At 64.0% G+C, this 15,095-nt stretch carries 11 protein-coding genes and 1 riboswitch; of the genes, 5 read left to right on the top strand and 6 right to left on the bottom strand.

Annotated features, from left to right (window positions below; all coding sequences use genetic code 11):
- Positions 1 to 29: 29 nt before the first annotated feature.
- Positions 30 to 686 carry an arylesterase gene (locus tag K3758_RS02970; RefSeq protein WP_259947493.1) on the bottom strand — a complete coding sequence of 219 codons (657 nt, stop codon included), beginning with the start codon at positions 684 to 686 and terminating at the stop codon, positions 30 to 32.
- A gap of 49 nt (positions 687 to 735) precedes the next feature.
- On the opposite strand from K3758_RS02970, the gene K3758_RS02965 reads away from it, so the two are divergent.
- Positions 736 to 1,404 (top strand): ABC transporter ATP-binding protein, encoded by a 669-nt coding sequence (locus K3758_RS02965; RefSeq protein WP_259947491.1) that lies wholly within the window; start codon positions 736 to 738, stop codon positions 1,402 to 1,404.
- On the top strand, positions 1,401 to 3,932 hold the full coding sequence (locus tag K3758_RS02960) for an ABC transporter permease (protein WP_259947489.1): 2,532 nt from the start codon (positions 1,401 to 1,403) through the stop codon (positions 3,930 to 3,932). The genes K3758_RS02965 and K3758_RS02960 overlap by 4 nt, the downstream gene beginning before the upstream one ends.
- Before the next feature lie 32 nt (positions 3,933 to 3,964).
- Here the strand turns inward: K3758_RS02960 and gcvP are convergent, their stop codons facing one another.
- The 3 genes from gcvP to gcvT all read right to left on the bottom strand — a co-directional run bounded on the left by gcvP (position 3,965) and on the right by gcvT (position 8,437).
- Entirely contained in the window at positions 3,965 to 6,811 is a 2,847-nt protein-coding gene (gene gcvP / locus K3758_RS02955; RefSeq protein ID WP_259947487.1) for an aminomethyl-transferring glycine dehydrogenase, read from the bottom strand.
- Positions 6,812 to 6,922: 111 nt separating this feature from the next.
- Complete coding sequence (gcvH, locus tag K3758_RS02950; RefSeq protein WP_067623356.1) at positions 6,923 to 7,282, bottom strand: glycine cleavage system protein GcvH; 360 nt, start codon at positions 7,280 to 7,282, stop codon at positions 6,923 to 6,925.
- A 21-nt stretch (positions 7,283 to 7,303) separates the two neighbouring features.
- Complete coding sequence (gene gcvT / locus K3758_RS02945) at positions 7,304 to 8,437, bottom strand: glycine cleavage system aminomethyltransferase GcvT (protein ID WP_259947483.1); 1,134 nt, start codon at positions 8,435 to 8,437, stop codon at positions 7,304 to 7,306.
- Between the two features lie 149 nt (positions 8,438 to 8,586).
- Positions 8,587 to 8,673: riboswitch (glycine riboswitch) on the bottom strand.
- A 98-nt stretch (positions 8,674 to 8,771) separates the two neighbouring features.
- Here gcvT and K3758_RS02940 point away from each other — a divergent pair.
- On the top strand, positions 8,772 to 9,362 hold the full coding sequence (locus K3758_RS02940; protein WP_067938472.1) for a gamma-glutamylcyclotransferase family protein: 591 nt from the start codon (positions 8,772 to 8,774) through the stop codon (positions 9,360 to 9,362).
- 73 nt (positions 9,363 to 9,435) lie between these two features.
- Here the strand turns inward: K3758_RS02940 and gltX are convergent, their stop codons facing one another.
- Both gltX and K3758_RS02930 read right to left on the bottom strand, forming a co-directional pair.
- Positions 9,436 to 10,773 (bottom strand): glutamate--tRNA ligase, encoded by a 1,338-nt coding sequence (gltX, locus tag K3758_RS02935; RefSeq protein ID WP_120350159.1) that lies wholly within the window; start codon positions 10,771 to 10,773, stop codon positions 9,436 to 9,438.
- A gap of 65 nt (positions 10,774 to 10,838) precedes the next feature.
- Positions 10,839 to 12,449, bottom strand: a complete 1,611-nt coding sequence (locus K3758_RS02930) for an MORN repeat-containing protein (protein WP_259947480.1) — start codon at positions 12,447 to 12,449, stop codon at positions 10,839 to 10,841.
- Positions 12,450 to 12,653: 204 nt separating this feature from the next.
- Here K3758_RS02930 and K3758_RS02925 point away from each other — a divergent pair, with 204 nt between their 5' ends.
- Together K3758_RS02925 and K3758_RS02920 are read left to right on the top strand one after the other, a co-directional pair.
- Positions 12,654 to 14,129, top strand: coding sequence for a nitrilase-related carbon-nitrogen hydrolase (locus K3758_RS02925; protein ID WP_259947478.1), 1,476 nt, complete (start codon positions 12,654 to 12,656; stop codon positions 14,127 to 14,129).
- A 230-nt stretch (positions 14,130 to 14,359) separates the two neighbouring features.
- Positions 14,360 to 15,040: a DUF1236 domain-containing protein gene (locus tag K3758_RS02920; protein ID WP_132444760.1), complete on the top strand. Its 681-nt coding sequence runs from the start codon at positions 14,360 to 14,362 to the stop codon at positions 15,038 to 15,040.
- Positions 15,041 to 15,095 lie beyond the last annotated feature (55 nt).

Genomic DNA, 15,095 nt, shown 5'->3' with positions numbered 1-15,095 from the left:
GAAACGGACGCTGCGGCGTCCGTTTCTTGTTAGTGGGTCTTTGCGGCCTGTGCGGCAAGCTCGGCCACCGCCGGGCCGATATCATCCACGATCAGCGCCACGCCTTCGGCATTGGGATGGATGCCATCCCCTTGAAAATAGCGTTGGATCGTCTCGCTCCGCGCGCTGGCCGCGCCCTTTTCCTCGGCCAGAAGTCCGGTAAAGAAATCCGGGTAGAACTGCGTTCCATGGGCTTCGGCCAAGTCGGGAAAGAGGGCTTCGAAATCGGCCTTATACCCCGCGCCGTAGTTGCCCGGTGCCGACATGCCGACCAGCAGCACCTCAACCTCGGCGCGCTTTGCCGCCGCAAGAATGTCATCAATGTTGCCGCGCGCCTGCGCCGGGTCCAGCCCGCGCAGCATGTCATTGCCCCCCAGTGTCACGATCATCGCGTCGACTTCGGGCGTCAGGGTCCAATCCACCCGCGCCCGCCCGCCAGCGGTCGTATCGCCCGAAACACCCGCGTTGACGATTTTCGCCTCAACGCCTTCGGCATCCAGCCACGCCTGCAATTGCGGCACGAATCCCTCTTCGGCGGGCAGGCCATAGCCTTGGGTCAGACTGTCGCCAAGGGCGGCGATCACCACCTCTTCGGCCTGTGCCGCGCTGCCTAAAATAAAGGCACAACAGATCAATACCTTGCGCATCCTTCACGGACCTCCATATCCAACTGATACTCAGAACAAAGGCGGCCCGATGAGCGACCCAGTCTATGACCTTCAAGATGTCACGCTAAGCCTCAAGGGCAATGCCGGAACCGTCGATATTCTGCGCGGCATTTCGCTGCAGGTCCAGCAAGGGGAAAGCATCGCGCTGACCGGGGCGTCGGGATCGGGCAAATCTTCGCTGCTGATGGTCATGGGCGGGCTTGAGCGTGCCACGGGCGGCAAGGTCATGGCCCTTGGCCATGATCTCAGCGCGCTGCGCGAGGATGGGCTGGCCCAGTTTCGCCAAGGCCGCATGGGGATTGTGTTTCAGTCCTTCCACCTCATTCCCACCATGACCGCGCTGGAGAATGTCGCCACACCGCTGGAGCTTTCGGAGGCCGAGGACGCCTTTGACCGCGCGCGCAGCGAGTTGGAGGCCGTCGGTCTTGGCCACCGCATCGATCAATACCCTGCGCAGATGTCAGGCGGCGAGCAGCAGCGCGTGGCCCTCGCCCGCGCCGCGGCCCCGCGCCCGGCGATCTTGCTGGCGGATGAGCCGACAGGCAGCCTCGACAGCCGCAATGGCGCGGCGATCATGGACCTGCTGTTTGAGCTGCGCGACCGCCATGGCGCGACGCTGGTGCTGGTGACCCATGCCGACGATCTGGCCGCGGGTTGTGACCGGGTGGTGCAATTGGCCGACGGGCGTCTCGCATGAGCCTGTCCCTCGCGGCCCGTTTTGCCCGCCGTGAAATGCGCGGCGGATTGCGCGGTTTCCGTCTGCTGCTGGCCTGCCTCGCGCTCGGCGTGGCCGCTTTGGCCGCCGTCGGCTCGGTCCGCGCTGCGATTGAGGCGGGGCTGGAAGCCGAAGGTGCCGCACTTTTGGGCGGCGATGCAGAGCTTGATTTCACCTATCGATCGGCCAGCCCTGATGAGCAGGCGTGGATGGCCGAGCGGGCCGAACGTGTCTCCGAAATCGTTGAGTTCCGCTCTATGGCGGTGGTCGGCGCGGGGGACACCTCCGAACGCGCGCTGACGCAGGTCAAGGCGGTGGACGACCTCTATCCATTGATCGGTGAGATGGTGTTGGACCCGGCCCTGCCGCTAGAGCAGGCGCTTGAGATCGGTCCCGAAGGACGGCCCGGCGCCGTGATGGAACGTGCCTTGTCGGACAGGCTCGGCCTTGCCCCGGGGGATGTTTTTGCCCTCGGCGAAACCGAGTTTCGCCTAACGGCCTTGATTGAACGCGAACCAGATTCCGCCGCCAGTGGCTTCTCGCTCGGTCCTCGCACGCTGGTGCGTCGCGCCGCGCTGGAAGGCTCGGGCCTGCTCGCACCGGGGACGCTCTTTAACAGCAAGTATCGGCTCGATCTGCCCGAAGGCACCGCGCTTGACCCGTTGGAAGCCGAGGCCGAGGCGCGGTTTGCCGACGCCGGGATGCGCTGGACCGATGCCCGCAACGGCGCGCCCGGCGTGGCGCGTTTCGTCGAACGGCTCAGCGCCTTTCTGGTGCTGGTGGGGCTGTCGGGGCTGGCCGTGGGCGGGGTCGGCGTCGCGGCGGCGGTGCGGGCCTATCTGCAACGCAAGACCGCCGTGATCGCCACCTTCCGCGCCATGGGGGCAACCCGGGCGACGATCTTTCAGACTTACTTCATTCAGGTCGGGCTGCTGGCCGTGATGGGCGTGGCGCTTGGCCTGCTGATCGGTGCCGGGCTGCCGCTGTTGCTTTCCCCGCTGATCGAAGCGCAACTGCCCCTTCCCGCCCGTTTCGCGATTTACCCCGCCCCGCTAGCCGAGGCCGCCCTATACGGGTTGCTCACGGCCGCGCTTTTCACCCTTTGGCCGCTGGCCCGCAGCGCTGATGTGCGTGCCGCTACCCTGTTTCGCGATGATTGGCAGCGCCAATCGCCTCTGCCCGGCGCGCCCTACCTCGTGGCGATGGCGCTGCTTTTGGCCGCGCTCTTGGCGCTGGCGGGCTGGTTTAACGGATCGTGGTCGCTCACGCTTTGGACGCTTGGCGGCTTGGCGGCGACGCTGGCGGTGCTGGCGCTGGCGGCAGCCGTGTTGCGGCTGATCGCGCGGGCCGCAGCCAAGCGCGTGCGGGGGCATCCGCGCCTGCGGTGGGCGCTCGCGGCGATAGGCGGACCGGGCGAAGGGGCCACGGCGGTGGTGCTGGCGCTTGGGCTGGGCCTGTCGGTCTTGGCCGCAGTGGGCCAGATCGACGGCAATCTGCGCCGTGCGATTTCGGGCAATCTGCCGGATGTGGCGCCGTCTTATTTCTTTGTCGACATCCAGAAGGATCAGATCGACGGCTTCACCGAAAGGCTCACCAGCGACGCGGCGGTCAGCCGGATTGAAAGCGCCCCAATGCTGCGCGGGGTCGTGACCGAGATCAACGGCCAGCCCGCCGATGAAGTCGCAGGCGATCATTGGGTGGTGCGCGGCGACCGGGGCATCACCTATGCCGCAAAGCCGGGCGAAGACACGCGGATCACGGTGGGCGACTGGTGGGCCGAAGACTACACCGGCCCGCCGCAGATCAGCTTTGCCGCCGAAGAGGCCGAGGAACTGGGGTTGAGCCTTGGCGACAGCCTGACCCTCAACGTGCTGGGCCGCGCCATCACCGGCGAGATCACCAGCTTTCGCGAGGTTGATTTCTCCACCGCCGGGATCGGCTTTGTGCTGACGATGAACCCCGCTGCACTGGCCGGCGCGCCGCATAGTTTCATCTCGACCGTCTATGCCGCGCCAGAGGCCGAAACCGCGATCCTGCGGGATCTGGCCGAAGCCTACCCCAACATCACCGCGATTCGGGTGCGCGATGCGATCGACCGGGTGGCGGCGGTGCTGGCGGGGCTGGCCTCGGCGATTTCGTTCGGCGCGCTGGCGACGCTTGCAACCGGCTTCATGGTGCTGATCGGCGCGGCAGCCGCAGGCACGGGCGCGCGCAGCTATGAGGCGGCCTTGCTGAAAACCATGGGCGCTTCGCGACGAACCATTGCCAGCAGCTTTGTGGTGCGTGCGGCCCTGCTGGGTTTCTTTGCCGGGGGTGTCGCGCTGTTGGCAGGCATCGCGGGTGGCTGGGCGGTGAGCCAATATGTCATGGAGACCGATTTCACCGTGATCTGGCCCAATGCGCTGATGATTATCGCAGGCGGGGTGCTGGCGACGGTCTTGGCGGGCTTGGGCTTTGCACTGAAGGCGCTGAACGCCCGGCCTGCGGATATGCTAAGGGCGCAGGAATGATCCCGCGCCCTTTGGCTGTCTTGGTTGTCTGATCACTCCGCCGCTTCGGCGTAGTCTTCCAGCGGTGGGCAGGTGCAGATCAGGTTGCGGTCGCCGTGCACGTTGTCGACACGGTTGACCGGCGGCCAGTATTTGTCGACCCGGAAGGCCCCCGGGGGGAAGCAGCCCTGCTCGCGGCTGTAGGGCCGGTCGCCCCATTCCACCACCAGATCCTCCACCGTATGCGGCGCGTTTTTCAGCGGATTGTTGGCCCGGTCCATGCGGCCCTCTTCGATCTCGCGGATCTCTTCGCGGATCGCCAGCATGGCGTCGCAGAAACGGTCGAGCTCGGCCTTGGTCTCAGACTCAGTCGGCTCCACCATTAGCGTGCCCGCCACCGGCCAAGACATCGTCGGCGCGTGGAAGCCGCAGTCAACCAGCCGCTTGGCGACATCTTCGTTGGTGATGCCCGCGGTTTCCTCATAGGGGCGCACGTCGATGATGCACTCATGCGCCACCCGACCGCTCGGCCCTTTATACAGCACGTCATAGGCCCCTTCGAGACGCTTGGCGATGTAGTTGGCATTGAGGATCGCGGCGCGGGTCGCCTGCGTCAGACCGTCACCGCCCATCATCAGGCAGTAAGACCATGAGATCGGCAACAGCGAGGGCGAGCCGTAGGGCGCCGCCGAGACCGCGGCCCCCTCTTCGTTCGGGTGTCCCGGCAGATGCGCGATCAGATGCGATTTCACCCCGATCGGACCCATGCCGGGGCCGCCGCCGCCATGCGGGATGCAGAAGGTCTTGTGCAGGTTGAGGTGGCTTACGTCGCCGCCCAGATCGCCGGGGCGCGACAGGCCCACCATGGCGTTCATATTCGCGCCGTCGATATAGACCTGACCGCCGTGGTCATGGGTGATCTTGGTCACCTCATGCACGGTTTCCTCGAACACACCGTGGGTCGACGGGTAAGTGATCATGCAACCGGCAAGGTTTTCGCTGTGCTGCTCGGCTTTGGCGCGGAAATCGTCAAGGTCGATGTCGCCATTCGCGGCGGTCTTGATGACCACGACCTTCCAGCCCACCATCTGCGCGGAGGCCGGGTTGGTGCCATGGGCGCTCATCGGAATAAGGCAAATGTTGCGATGCCCCTCGCCCTTGCCGCGGTGATAGGCGGCGATGGTCAAAAGCCCGGCATATTCGCCCTGCGCGCCTGAGTTCGGCTGCATCGAAATCGCGTCATAGCCGGTGATCTCGCACAGTTTGTCCGACAGATCGTCGATCATTTCCTGATAGCCAAGCGCCTGATCGGCGGGCACGAAGGGATGGATCAGCGAAAATTCACGCCACGTCACCGGCATCATCTCAGCCGCCGAGTTCAGCTTCATCGTGCAAGACCCCAGCGGGATCATCGCCCGGTCCAGCGCCAGATCACGGTCGGCCAAGCGGCGCATGTAGCGCATCATCTCGGTCTCGGCCCGGTTCATGTGGAAAATCGGGTGGGTGAGGTAGTCGCTCGTGCGGACCATCGCGTCGGGCAGACGGTACTCAGGCGTGAAATCATCATCCGCCTGACGGATGCCAAAGGCGCGCCAGACCGCTTCGATGGTGTCGGGGCGGGTGCGCTCGTCCAGTGTAATGCCAACCTTGGTCCCGCCCACACGGCGCAGGTTGATGCCTTCGTCCACGGCGGATTTCATCACCGCGGCCTGCAAGGGGCCGACCTCGACGGTGACCGTGTCGAAATAGCTCTCGGGCTGCACGTCAAAGCCCGCGGCCTCTAGGCCCTTCGCCAGACGCACTGTCTTGCGGTGGATGCGCTGCGCGATGGCTTTCAAGCCTTCCGGCCCGTGGAACACGGCATACATCGACGCCATCACGGCCAGCAGCGCCTGCGCGGTGCAAACGTTCGAGGTCGCCTTCTCGCGGCGGATGTGTTGCTCGCGGGTTTGCAGCGACAGACGGTAGGCGCGGTTGCCATGGGCGTCGATGGACACCCCAACAATCCGCCCCGGCATGGCGCGCTTCATGGAATCCTTGCAAGCCATGTAAGCAGCGTGGGGGCCGCCATAGCCCTCGGGCACGCCAAAACGCTGCGTGCTGCCCACGGCGATGTCGGCCCCCATCGCGCCCGGCTCTTTCAGCAGGGTCAACGACAATGGGTCGGCGGTGACGATGCCCACGGCTTTGGCCTCATGCAGGGCCGCCATGTGATCGGTGAAGTCGCGCACATGGCCGTAAGTGCCCGGATACTGGAAAATCGCGCCAAAGACCTTCTCGGCGTCCATCTCCTCGGGCTCACCGACGATGACTTCAATGCCCAAAGGCTCGGCCCGGGTCTTCATCACGGCGATGTTCTGCGGGTGGCAATTGCTGTCGATAAAGAAACCCTTGGCCTTGGATTTCGAACTGCGCTGCGCCATGGTCATCGCCTCGGCGCAGGCGGTGGCCTCATCCAGAAGCGACGCATTGGCGATTTCCAACCCGGTAAGGTCGCTCACCATGGTTTGGAAATTGAGCAACGCTTCCAGACGGCCCTGCGAAATTTCAGGCTGATAGGGCGTGTAGGCGGTGTACCATGCGGGGTTCTCAAGAATATTCCGCTGGATCGCCGGAGGCGTGACGGTGCCGTGATAACCCTGCCCGATCAGGCTGGTGAGCACCTTGTTCTTGCCCGCAACCTTGCGCATGTGCTCAAGCACCTCGCGCTCGCTCATCGCCTTGCCGAAATCAAGCGGCTGTTTCGCACGGATCGCCTTGGGTAACGTGTCGTCGATCAGCGCATCAAGGCTTTCGGCGCCCACGGTGTCGAGCATCTGCGACATTTCGGAAGGGGACGGGCCAATGTGACGCCGGTTGGCGAAATCATAGGGCAGATAATCGGTGGGCTTGAAGCTCATGTCGGGTTCCTCGTCACGGCGCGGCAGGGCGCCCCCTGTTTGTGGCGCGCCGCCCAAAGCGGGCGACGCAGGTGATCAGCAGCGCGCCGGTCCCCCGGCACGCGCGGCGGTTTAGCCGATGAATTTCTGATAGGCGGCTTCGTCCATGAAGTCGTCCATCTGGCTGGCATCGGTGAACTTCATCTTGAAGAACCATGCGTCGCCCTGCGGGTCGTCGTTGACCATGCTGGGGTTGTCCGTGAGCGTGCTGTTCACCTCGGTGATCTCACCGTCGATCGGGGCGAGGATGTCCGACGCCGCCTTGACGGATTCGATCACGACAACTTCGTCATCCTTGCTGACGGTGGTGCCTTCGTCCGGCAGTTCCACGAATACGACATCGCCCAACTGCTCGGCGGCGTGCGTGGTGATGCCTACGACCACTTCGTCACCCTCGACGCGCAGCCATTCATGTTCTTCGGTAAATTTCATATCGGATTTCCCTGTGTAGATTCAGCGTTTGAAGTTCGCCGCGACGAACGGCATTTTCGTGACAGTCAGTGGCAAGCGCTTGCCGCGTACCTCGCCCCAAAGCGGCGTATCGACCTTCGCATGCTCGGCGCTGACATAGCCCATGGCAACCGGGCCGCCAACCGTCGGACCAAAGCCGCCAGAGGTCACGCGGCCAACCTCATTGCCGCCCTCGGCAGCATCGAAAATCGCCACCCCTTCGCGCATCGGCGCCCGGCCCTCGGGCAGCAGCCCCACCCGCTTGCGCGGCGCGCCATCGGCCAGTTGCTGCAAGATCACGCCCGCACCCGGAAAACCGCCCGCACGCTCGCCATCATTGCGCCGTACCTTCTGGATCGCCCAGTTCAGCGCTGCCTCAACCGGCGTGGTGGTGGTGTCGATGTCATGACCATAAAGGCACAACCCGCCCTCCAACCGCAGACTGTCACGCGCGCCCAGACCAATGGGCTCGACCTCCTCCAGCGCCAAAAGCTTGCGCGCCAAGGCCACGGCATCGTCATTCGCGACTGAAATCTCGTAGCCATCCTCGCCCGTATAGCCCGAGCGCGATAGGGTGACGGTGATCCCGTCAATGTCGACATCCTTGGCCACATCCATAAATTTCATATCCGCCACCAAGGGCTGCAATCGGGCCAGCGCCGCTTCGGCCTGCGGCCCCTGCAATGCCAGCAGCGCACGATCTTCGAGCACTTCGATCTCACAACGATCCGACAACGCCTCTTTCATCAGGGCGATGTCATCATCCTTGCACCCGGCATTCACAACAACGAACAGATGATCACCCAGATTGGCCAACATCAGATCGTCCAAGATACCACCCGTGGCATCCGTGAACATCGCATAGCGCTGGCGCATCTCGGCAAGCCCCAGCACATCAACCGGCACGAGGCTCTCCATCGCCAAGGCCACATCCTCATAGCTGCCAGACTTGGCCCGCAGCACGACCTGCCCCATGTGGCTCACATCAAACAACCCGGCGGCGGCGCGGGTGTGCAGATGCTCTTTCATCACGCCAAGGGGGTATTGCACGGGCATCGAATAGCCCGCAAAGGGCACCATCTTGGCCCCCAGTTCCACATGCAAATCATGCAATGCCGTCTGCTTGAGATCGCTCATCCGGTTCGCCTTTCCTGTCGCTTCCGGATGACCTTTTGACCACGCCGGCACCTTAGCGCCGCTAACGCTGCGCATGATGCCCCCTCTGTCCTTCCGCCTGAGATCGTTATCCCTTCGGCGTGCGCATCCGCGCATCTCTCCAGAGTCTTGGTCACGTCACGGTCCTGGGGCCTGAGAGTTTCCGGGGCGGTTGCTCCTTCGGCATCGGCGTTAACCGATTCTCCCGTGACGATTGGGCCTTTCGTATGCCGCCGCATACCTCTGCGTCAAGCATGCTTGTGGCCGGATACGACACATGTTTTGGTGCGCGCGACAAATACAGGACCTTTCGCGCATGACCCCCTATTTTTTCGGCTACGGCAGCCTCGTGAATCGCAACACCCACAGCTACCCCGATGCCCGGCCCGCCCGGCTCGACGGCTGGCGGCGCAAATGGGTCCGCGCCGAAGGGCGCGACATCGTCTACCTCTCTGTGGTGCAAGATCAAAGCACCCGCATCGACGGGCTCATCGCTGCCGTGCCGGGCGCGGATTGGGCGGCGCTGGACCAGCGTGAATACAGCTACGAACGCCACGCCTCAGGCGGCGCCGTGGTCCATGATCTGGTCCCCGCACCCGACATCGCCCATTACGCCATCCCGCTCGAAATCGCGGTCGACCACGGCGATCACGTGATCCTTCTGAGCTATCTTGATGTTGTGGTCCAAGGCTTCCTGCGCGAGTTCGGCACCGATGGCGCGGCGCGCTTTTTTGACACCACCGAAGGCTGGGACACACCTATCCTGAACGACCGCGCAGCGCCCCTTTACCCGCGCCACCAGACCCTAACGCCAGAAGAAACGGCCGTGGTCGATCACCACATCGACCGCTTGTCGCTACAGGTGAAATCACGCGACGAAGTCCCCTTCACAAAGAAGAACTTCTGACCGCTCTAATTCATCCTTTTTCAAATACCCGCGGGGGTCCGGGGGCAGCGCCCCCGAATGCCCTCGGCCCGCCTCAGCCGCGTGCTTTGACGGTCTGGAGCAACGGCAGAACCTGCGCCATCTCTGGCCCGTGTTCCTGCCCCGTCAGCGCCAAACGCAGGGGCCGGAACAACCCGCGCCCCTTGCGCCCGGTGGCTTCTTTGACCGCGGCGGTCCAGCTTGACCACGTGGTTTCATCAAAGGGCATCTCCGGCAGCAGCAGCATGGCCTGAGCCACGAATTCGCGGTCTTCCTCGGCAATCACCGGCTCGGCCCCGTCGCGGAACATAGCCCACCACGGACCCAAATCCTTCAGCGTCGAGATATTCTCGCGCGTGACCGCCCAGAACTGCGCGGCTTTGTCTTCCGGCACGCCAAGGGCGGTGATGTCGTCTTTCACGGCCTCAAGCGGCAGTTGCTGCAGATAGCGTCCGGTCAGCGGGAACAGATCCTGCACATCAAACTTGGTCGGCGCCGAGCCGAAGCGATTGATGTCGAAACCCTCGATCAACTCCGCCATATCCGTGCGCAGTTCCACCGGATCAGAGGACCCCAACCGCGCCATCAGGCTCAGCAGCGCAAATGGCTGAACCCCCTGCTCGCGCAGATCGCGAAGCGCCAGCGTGCCCAGACGCTTGCTCAGCGCCTCGCCCTGCGGGCCGGTGAGCAGCGAGTGGTGCGCGAACGAGGGCACCGCCCCATTGCCGAGCGCCTGCATGATCTGGATCTGGGTCGCGGTGTTGGTCACATGGTCCGACCCGCGCACCACATGGGTCACGCCCATCTCGGTGTCGTCCACGACGCTCGCCAAGGTATAAAGGATTTGCCCATCGCCACGGATCAGTACGGGGTCACTAACCGAGGCCGCGTCGATGGAAATATCGCCCAAGATACCGTCGTCCCATTCGATCCGCTGGTGATCGAGCTTGAACCGCCAAACACCATCGCCACGCTCGGCGCGCAGCGCGGCTTTCTCATCGTCGGAGAGGTTCAGCGCGGCGCGGTCATAGACCGGCGGCTTGCCCATGTTGAGCTGTTTCTTGCGCTTGAGGTCCAGCTCTGTCGGCGTCTCGAACGCCTCGTAGAAACGGCCCTTTTCGCGCAGGTCTTCGGCGGCGGTATGGTAGCGGTCCAACCGCTCTGACTGTCGCTCGACCCGGTCCCATTCCAAGCCCAACCATTCGAGGTCTTGCTTGATGCCGTCGACGTATTCTTCGCGGCTGCGCTCGGGATCGGTGTCGTCGATGCGCAGGATGAAAGTGCCGCCTGCCTTGCGCGCGATGAGGTAGTTCATCAGCGCGGTGCGCAGGTTGCCCACGTGGATATAGCCAGTGGGGGACGGGGCGAAACGGGTGATCGTTGGGTTGGACATCTGGCGTACTCCTGTTGCGCGCGGGCTTGCCACAGGGCGCGGGCGTTGTCCAGCAAAGGCGGGGGTCAGCCGCCGTCTGCCGCGGTGCCAGTCGGGGCGGGCACAACCTCAGAGGTGTCAGCGTCGGTGCCGCCGTCTGAGACGCCCTCATCGGGGGCGTCTTCCTCAGCGTCTGCCGCTGCCGGTGCCGCATCTGCGGGCTGTGCGTCGTCGGCAGGGGTCTCCGCCGCGGCGCCGGAGTCGGTGTCGGCTGCGGGATCGGCTGCGGTGTCGGTGGCCGCCCCGGCGGTCCCATCGCTCAACGCGCCGTTCTCCCAATCGCCCGAGGCTTCCTCGCCGCTGGCATAGCGCATGGTGCCGCTGCCCTGCCGCTTGCCCGCTTTGAAGGTGCCCTCATAGACATCGCCATTGGCATAGGTCGCAACACCCTGCCCTTCGATCTCTCCGTCGGTCCATTCGCCCTCATAGACGAAACCGCTGGCCATGGTGATCTTGCCCTGACCGTGACGCTGCCCATTCCTGAACGCACCTTCATAGACCGTGCCGTCGGGATAGGTCGCCTTGCCCTGACCGTGGCGCTGACCGTCCTGCCAGCCGCCCTCATAGCGGTAGCCGTCGGCATAGGTCATCACCCCTTGGCCATGGTTGCGGGCATCTTTAAAATCGCCCTCATAGACCACGCCATTGGTATAGGTCGCGATGCCTTCGCCTTCGATCACGCCTGCCACCCAAGCGCCCTCATAGGTCGATCCATCGGGGTAGGTGATCTTGCCCGTGCCATCGGCCAGATCATTGCGGAAGGTGCCAACGTAAACCGATCCGTCGGGATAGGTCACCTGACCCTCCCCTTCGATCTGCCCGGCGACCCAAGAGCCGGTGTAGACATAGCCATCGGTGCCAGTGAACGTGCCCTGCCCATCGCGGCGGTCATCCTTGAAGTCGCCTTCATAGGTGTCGCCGTTTTCATAGGTGACCTTGCCCTTGCCCTCACGGCGGCCCGCGACCAGCGTGCCTTCGTAGATATCGCCGTTGGGTTGGGTCAGCGTGCCGGTCCCGTCGATCTGGCCGTCTTTCCACAGGCCCACATAGACCAACCCGTCGGGCATGGTCAGCGTGCCCTCGCCACTGCGTTTGCCGCCTTCGATCTCGCCCTCATAGACGGCGCCATCGGGATAGGTGATCGTGCCGACGCCCTGTTTGACGCCATCAATCCAGTCGCCTTTGTATTCATAGCCGCCGGGGCTTTGCATCACGCCCTTGCCGTGGTGTTTGGCATTGCGGAACTCACCCTCATAGCGCACGCCATTGGCGTAGATCGCCACGCCTTGCCCCATGATCGCGCCCGCTTCCCATTCGCCCTCATAGGTGCCGCCATCGGCAAAGGTGATCTTGCCCAGACCGTCCGGTTTGCCCTTGGCGAAATTACCCTCATAGACCGAGCCATTGGGAAAGCGCGCGACGCCTTCGCCCTTGATCTCACCCTCGACCCATTCGCCGGAATATTCATAGCCGTTGGGCAGCTTATAGGTGCCGGTGCCATGCTGAAGGCCGCCTTGAAACGTGCCCTCATAGATGCCGCCGTCGTCATATTCCTTGGTCAGCACCTGCCCGTCCTGCGCCGCAAGCGGCGTGGCCAGAAGGGCGATCAGACAGAGGGGCAGGCTGCGGTGCAACATGGGCGGAAATTCCCGATCTCGTTAAGTGGCATTTGGCCCGAGGTTACGGGTGATAGAGGGCAGAGGCAACGTGTTTGCAGGACAGGCACGCCGGTTTCGGCGGATCCCGCGCACCGGGTGCGGCGGGCCAGCCTGCGCGCAGGGGTTTCGCCCTCGGCCCGATCTGCTACATCCAACCCACACCAGCCAGCCCGGAGCCTTTGCATGTCAGACCGTTTTCGCCTCACCCTCGGGCAATTGAACCCGACCGTCGGCGACCTGCCGGGGAACGCGGCACTGGCGCGCGAGGCATGGCAGGCCGGGCGCGACGCGGGCGCGCAACTGGTCGCCTTGCCCGAACTGTTCCTGACCGGGCATGATGCGAAAGCGCTGCTGCACAACCCGGCCTTTCACCGCGATGTCGTGACCCATCTTGAGGCGCTCGCCGCCCATTGCGCCGATGGCCCCGCCTTGGCGCTTGGCGCGCCTTGGGTCGAGGGGGCGAAACTTCATAACGCCTATCTCATCCTACAGCGTGGCAAGATCGCCCAGCGGGTGCTTCAACACAGCCCCGCGCGGCACTCTCACTTTGACGCAGGCCCGATCAGTGGCCCCTATGCGGTTGAGGGGCTACGCATCGGCTCCCCCATCGGGGCGGATGGCTGGTCTGGCGATGTGGCCGAGACGCAGGCCGAAACGGGGGCCGAATTCCTTTTGATCCCAAATGCGGCACCCCACCTGCGCGGCGCGATGGACCGGCGGCTGAATCATATGGTCGCGCGGGTGATCGAGACGGAGTTGCCGCTGATCAGCCTCAATATGGTCGGAGGGCAGGATGAGGCGGTCTTTGACGGCGCGTCCTTCGCGCTGAACCCCGGTGGCAAGCTGGCGCTGCACCTGCCTGCCTTTGACAGGGCCATTGCCCATGTCGATCTGGAACGGGCCCCGGAGGGTTGGCAGATCGTGGCCGGAGACCTTGCATCACAGCCAAGCGCGCTGGAGCGGGATTACCGCGCTTTGGTTGTGGGCCTGCGCGATTATGTCGCCAAAGCCGGAGCCTCCAAAGTGCTGGTCGAACAGACCGAGGGGCGTGATGCCGCGCTGGCCGCGACGATCGCAGGAGACGCTTTGGGGCCCGAGAATGTCCGCCAGATCGCGGTTCCGGTGGGGGGTGATTTACAGTCCACACTGCACGGCCGCCTCGCAGGGATTGGCGCGACGGTCGGCGCCGATAGCCTCGCCCCCCCCCTGCGTGACCTGATGCTCCGCGCTTTGGCGCAGGACGCAGGAGAGTTGCTGCTCACGGCACAGAACAAATCCGCGGCCGCCATGGGACAGAGCGCGGTGCCGGGCGATTTCAATCCGATCAAAGACCTGTACCAGACCGAAGTGCTTGCCCTGTGCCAATGGCGCAACGCCACCCACCGCGCGTGGATGCGAGGCCCGGCCTCTGCCGCACTTCCGCAGCGGGGACACTCTCAAGAGGAAGGCGCAGTGGACGACATCCTGCGCATCTTGCAAGAAAAGAACGGTAGTGTGGGGGACTGCGTAGCGGCCGGCTTTGACCAGCAGACCGCCCAAAAGGTCGCGGAGCACCTTTTTAACAGCCAGCCGCGGCAAAACCGCTCGGCCCCTGGCCCGCGCGTCACGGCATTGCGGCCAGATCACCCCTACCCCGCCCACTGGCGCGACGGCTCATAACGCCTAGATCACCCCTTTGGTTTCCCACCATTCCCAGAGCGCCAGACGCAGGCGATTTCCCGCCACCTTCCAGCAGGTTACCGCCCAAATATTGAGCAATGGGAGCCAAAAACCGGGCGCTCCGGTCTCCATGGGGGAACGAACCCTTTCCCCCACAGTTGTCCAAACACGACCAACAACGGCGCCGGATTTCCCGCAGGGCACTCCCGCCGAACAGAAAGGGTTAAGAGATGAATATCGTTAAACTTGGAATGGTATCTGCCATCGCTTTGGGTGCCGCCGCACCTGTCTATGCACAGTCTGCCGAAGCCTATGCCGCAACCGATCTTAACATCCGTTCGGGCCCCGGCCCGCAGTACGACATCGTCGGTGTCATCCCCGGTGGCGAAGCCACTATGGTGGAAGGCTGCCTTGACGGCCAATCCTGGTGCCGGGTCAATTTCGGCGACACGATGGGCTGGTCCTACTCTGATTACCTCGCCGTTGAAGTCGAAGAGCAGGCCGTGGCCCTGACCACCCGCCCCGCGACCGTCGAAGTGGGCACCGTAACCTATGAAGACCCCGATGGCACCGCCGAGAATGAGACCGAAGGCGCTGCTGCCGGTGCGACTCTTGGCGCGCTGACAGCCTATGCTGTTGGTGGCCCGATTGGTGGCATCATCGCCGGTGGCATCGCAGGTGGTGCGGCAGGTTCCGCCGCTGCTGAGCCCGAGGAATCCACCATCACCTACGTCCGCGAGAACCCGGTTGATACCGTGTACCTCGACGGTGAAGTGGTGGTCGGCGCGGGCATCCCCACGACCGTGACCACCTATGAGGTCCCGGAAACCACATACCGCTATGTCAACATCAACGGCGCGACCGTGATCGTTGACAACGAGACGAACCTGATCGTCGACGTCGTGCGCTAAGCTGCAATAACGTGCTGCGCTAAGCCGCCATATACTTGGACAAAGAAGGCTCGGA

The sequence above is a fragment of the Sulfitobacter sp. W002 genome (assembly GCF_025142135.1).
Taxonomy (GTDB): domain Bacteria; phylum Pseudomonadota; class Alphaproteobacteria; order Rhodobacterales; family Rhodobacteraceae; genus Sulfitobacter; species Sulfitobacter profundi.
This window is presented reverse-complemented; position numbering and strand designations above follow the sequence as displayed.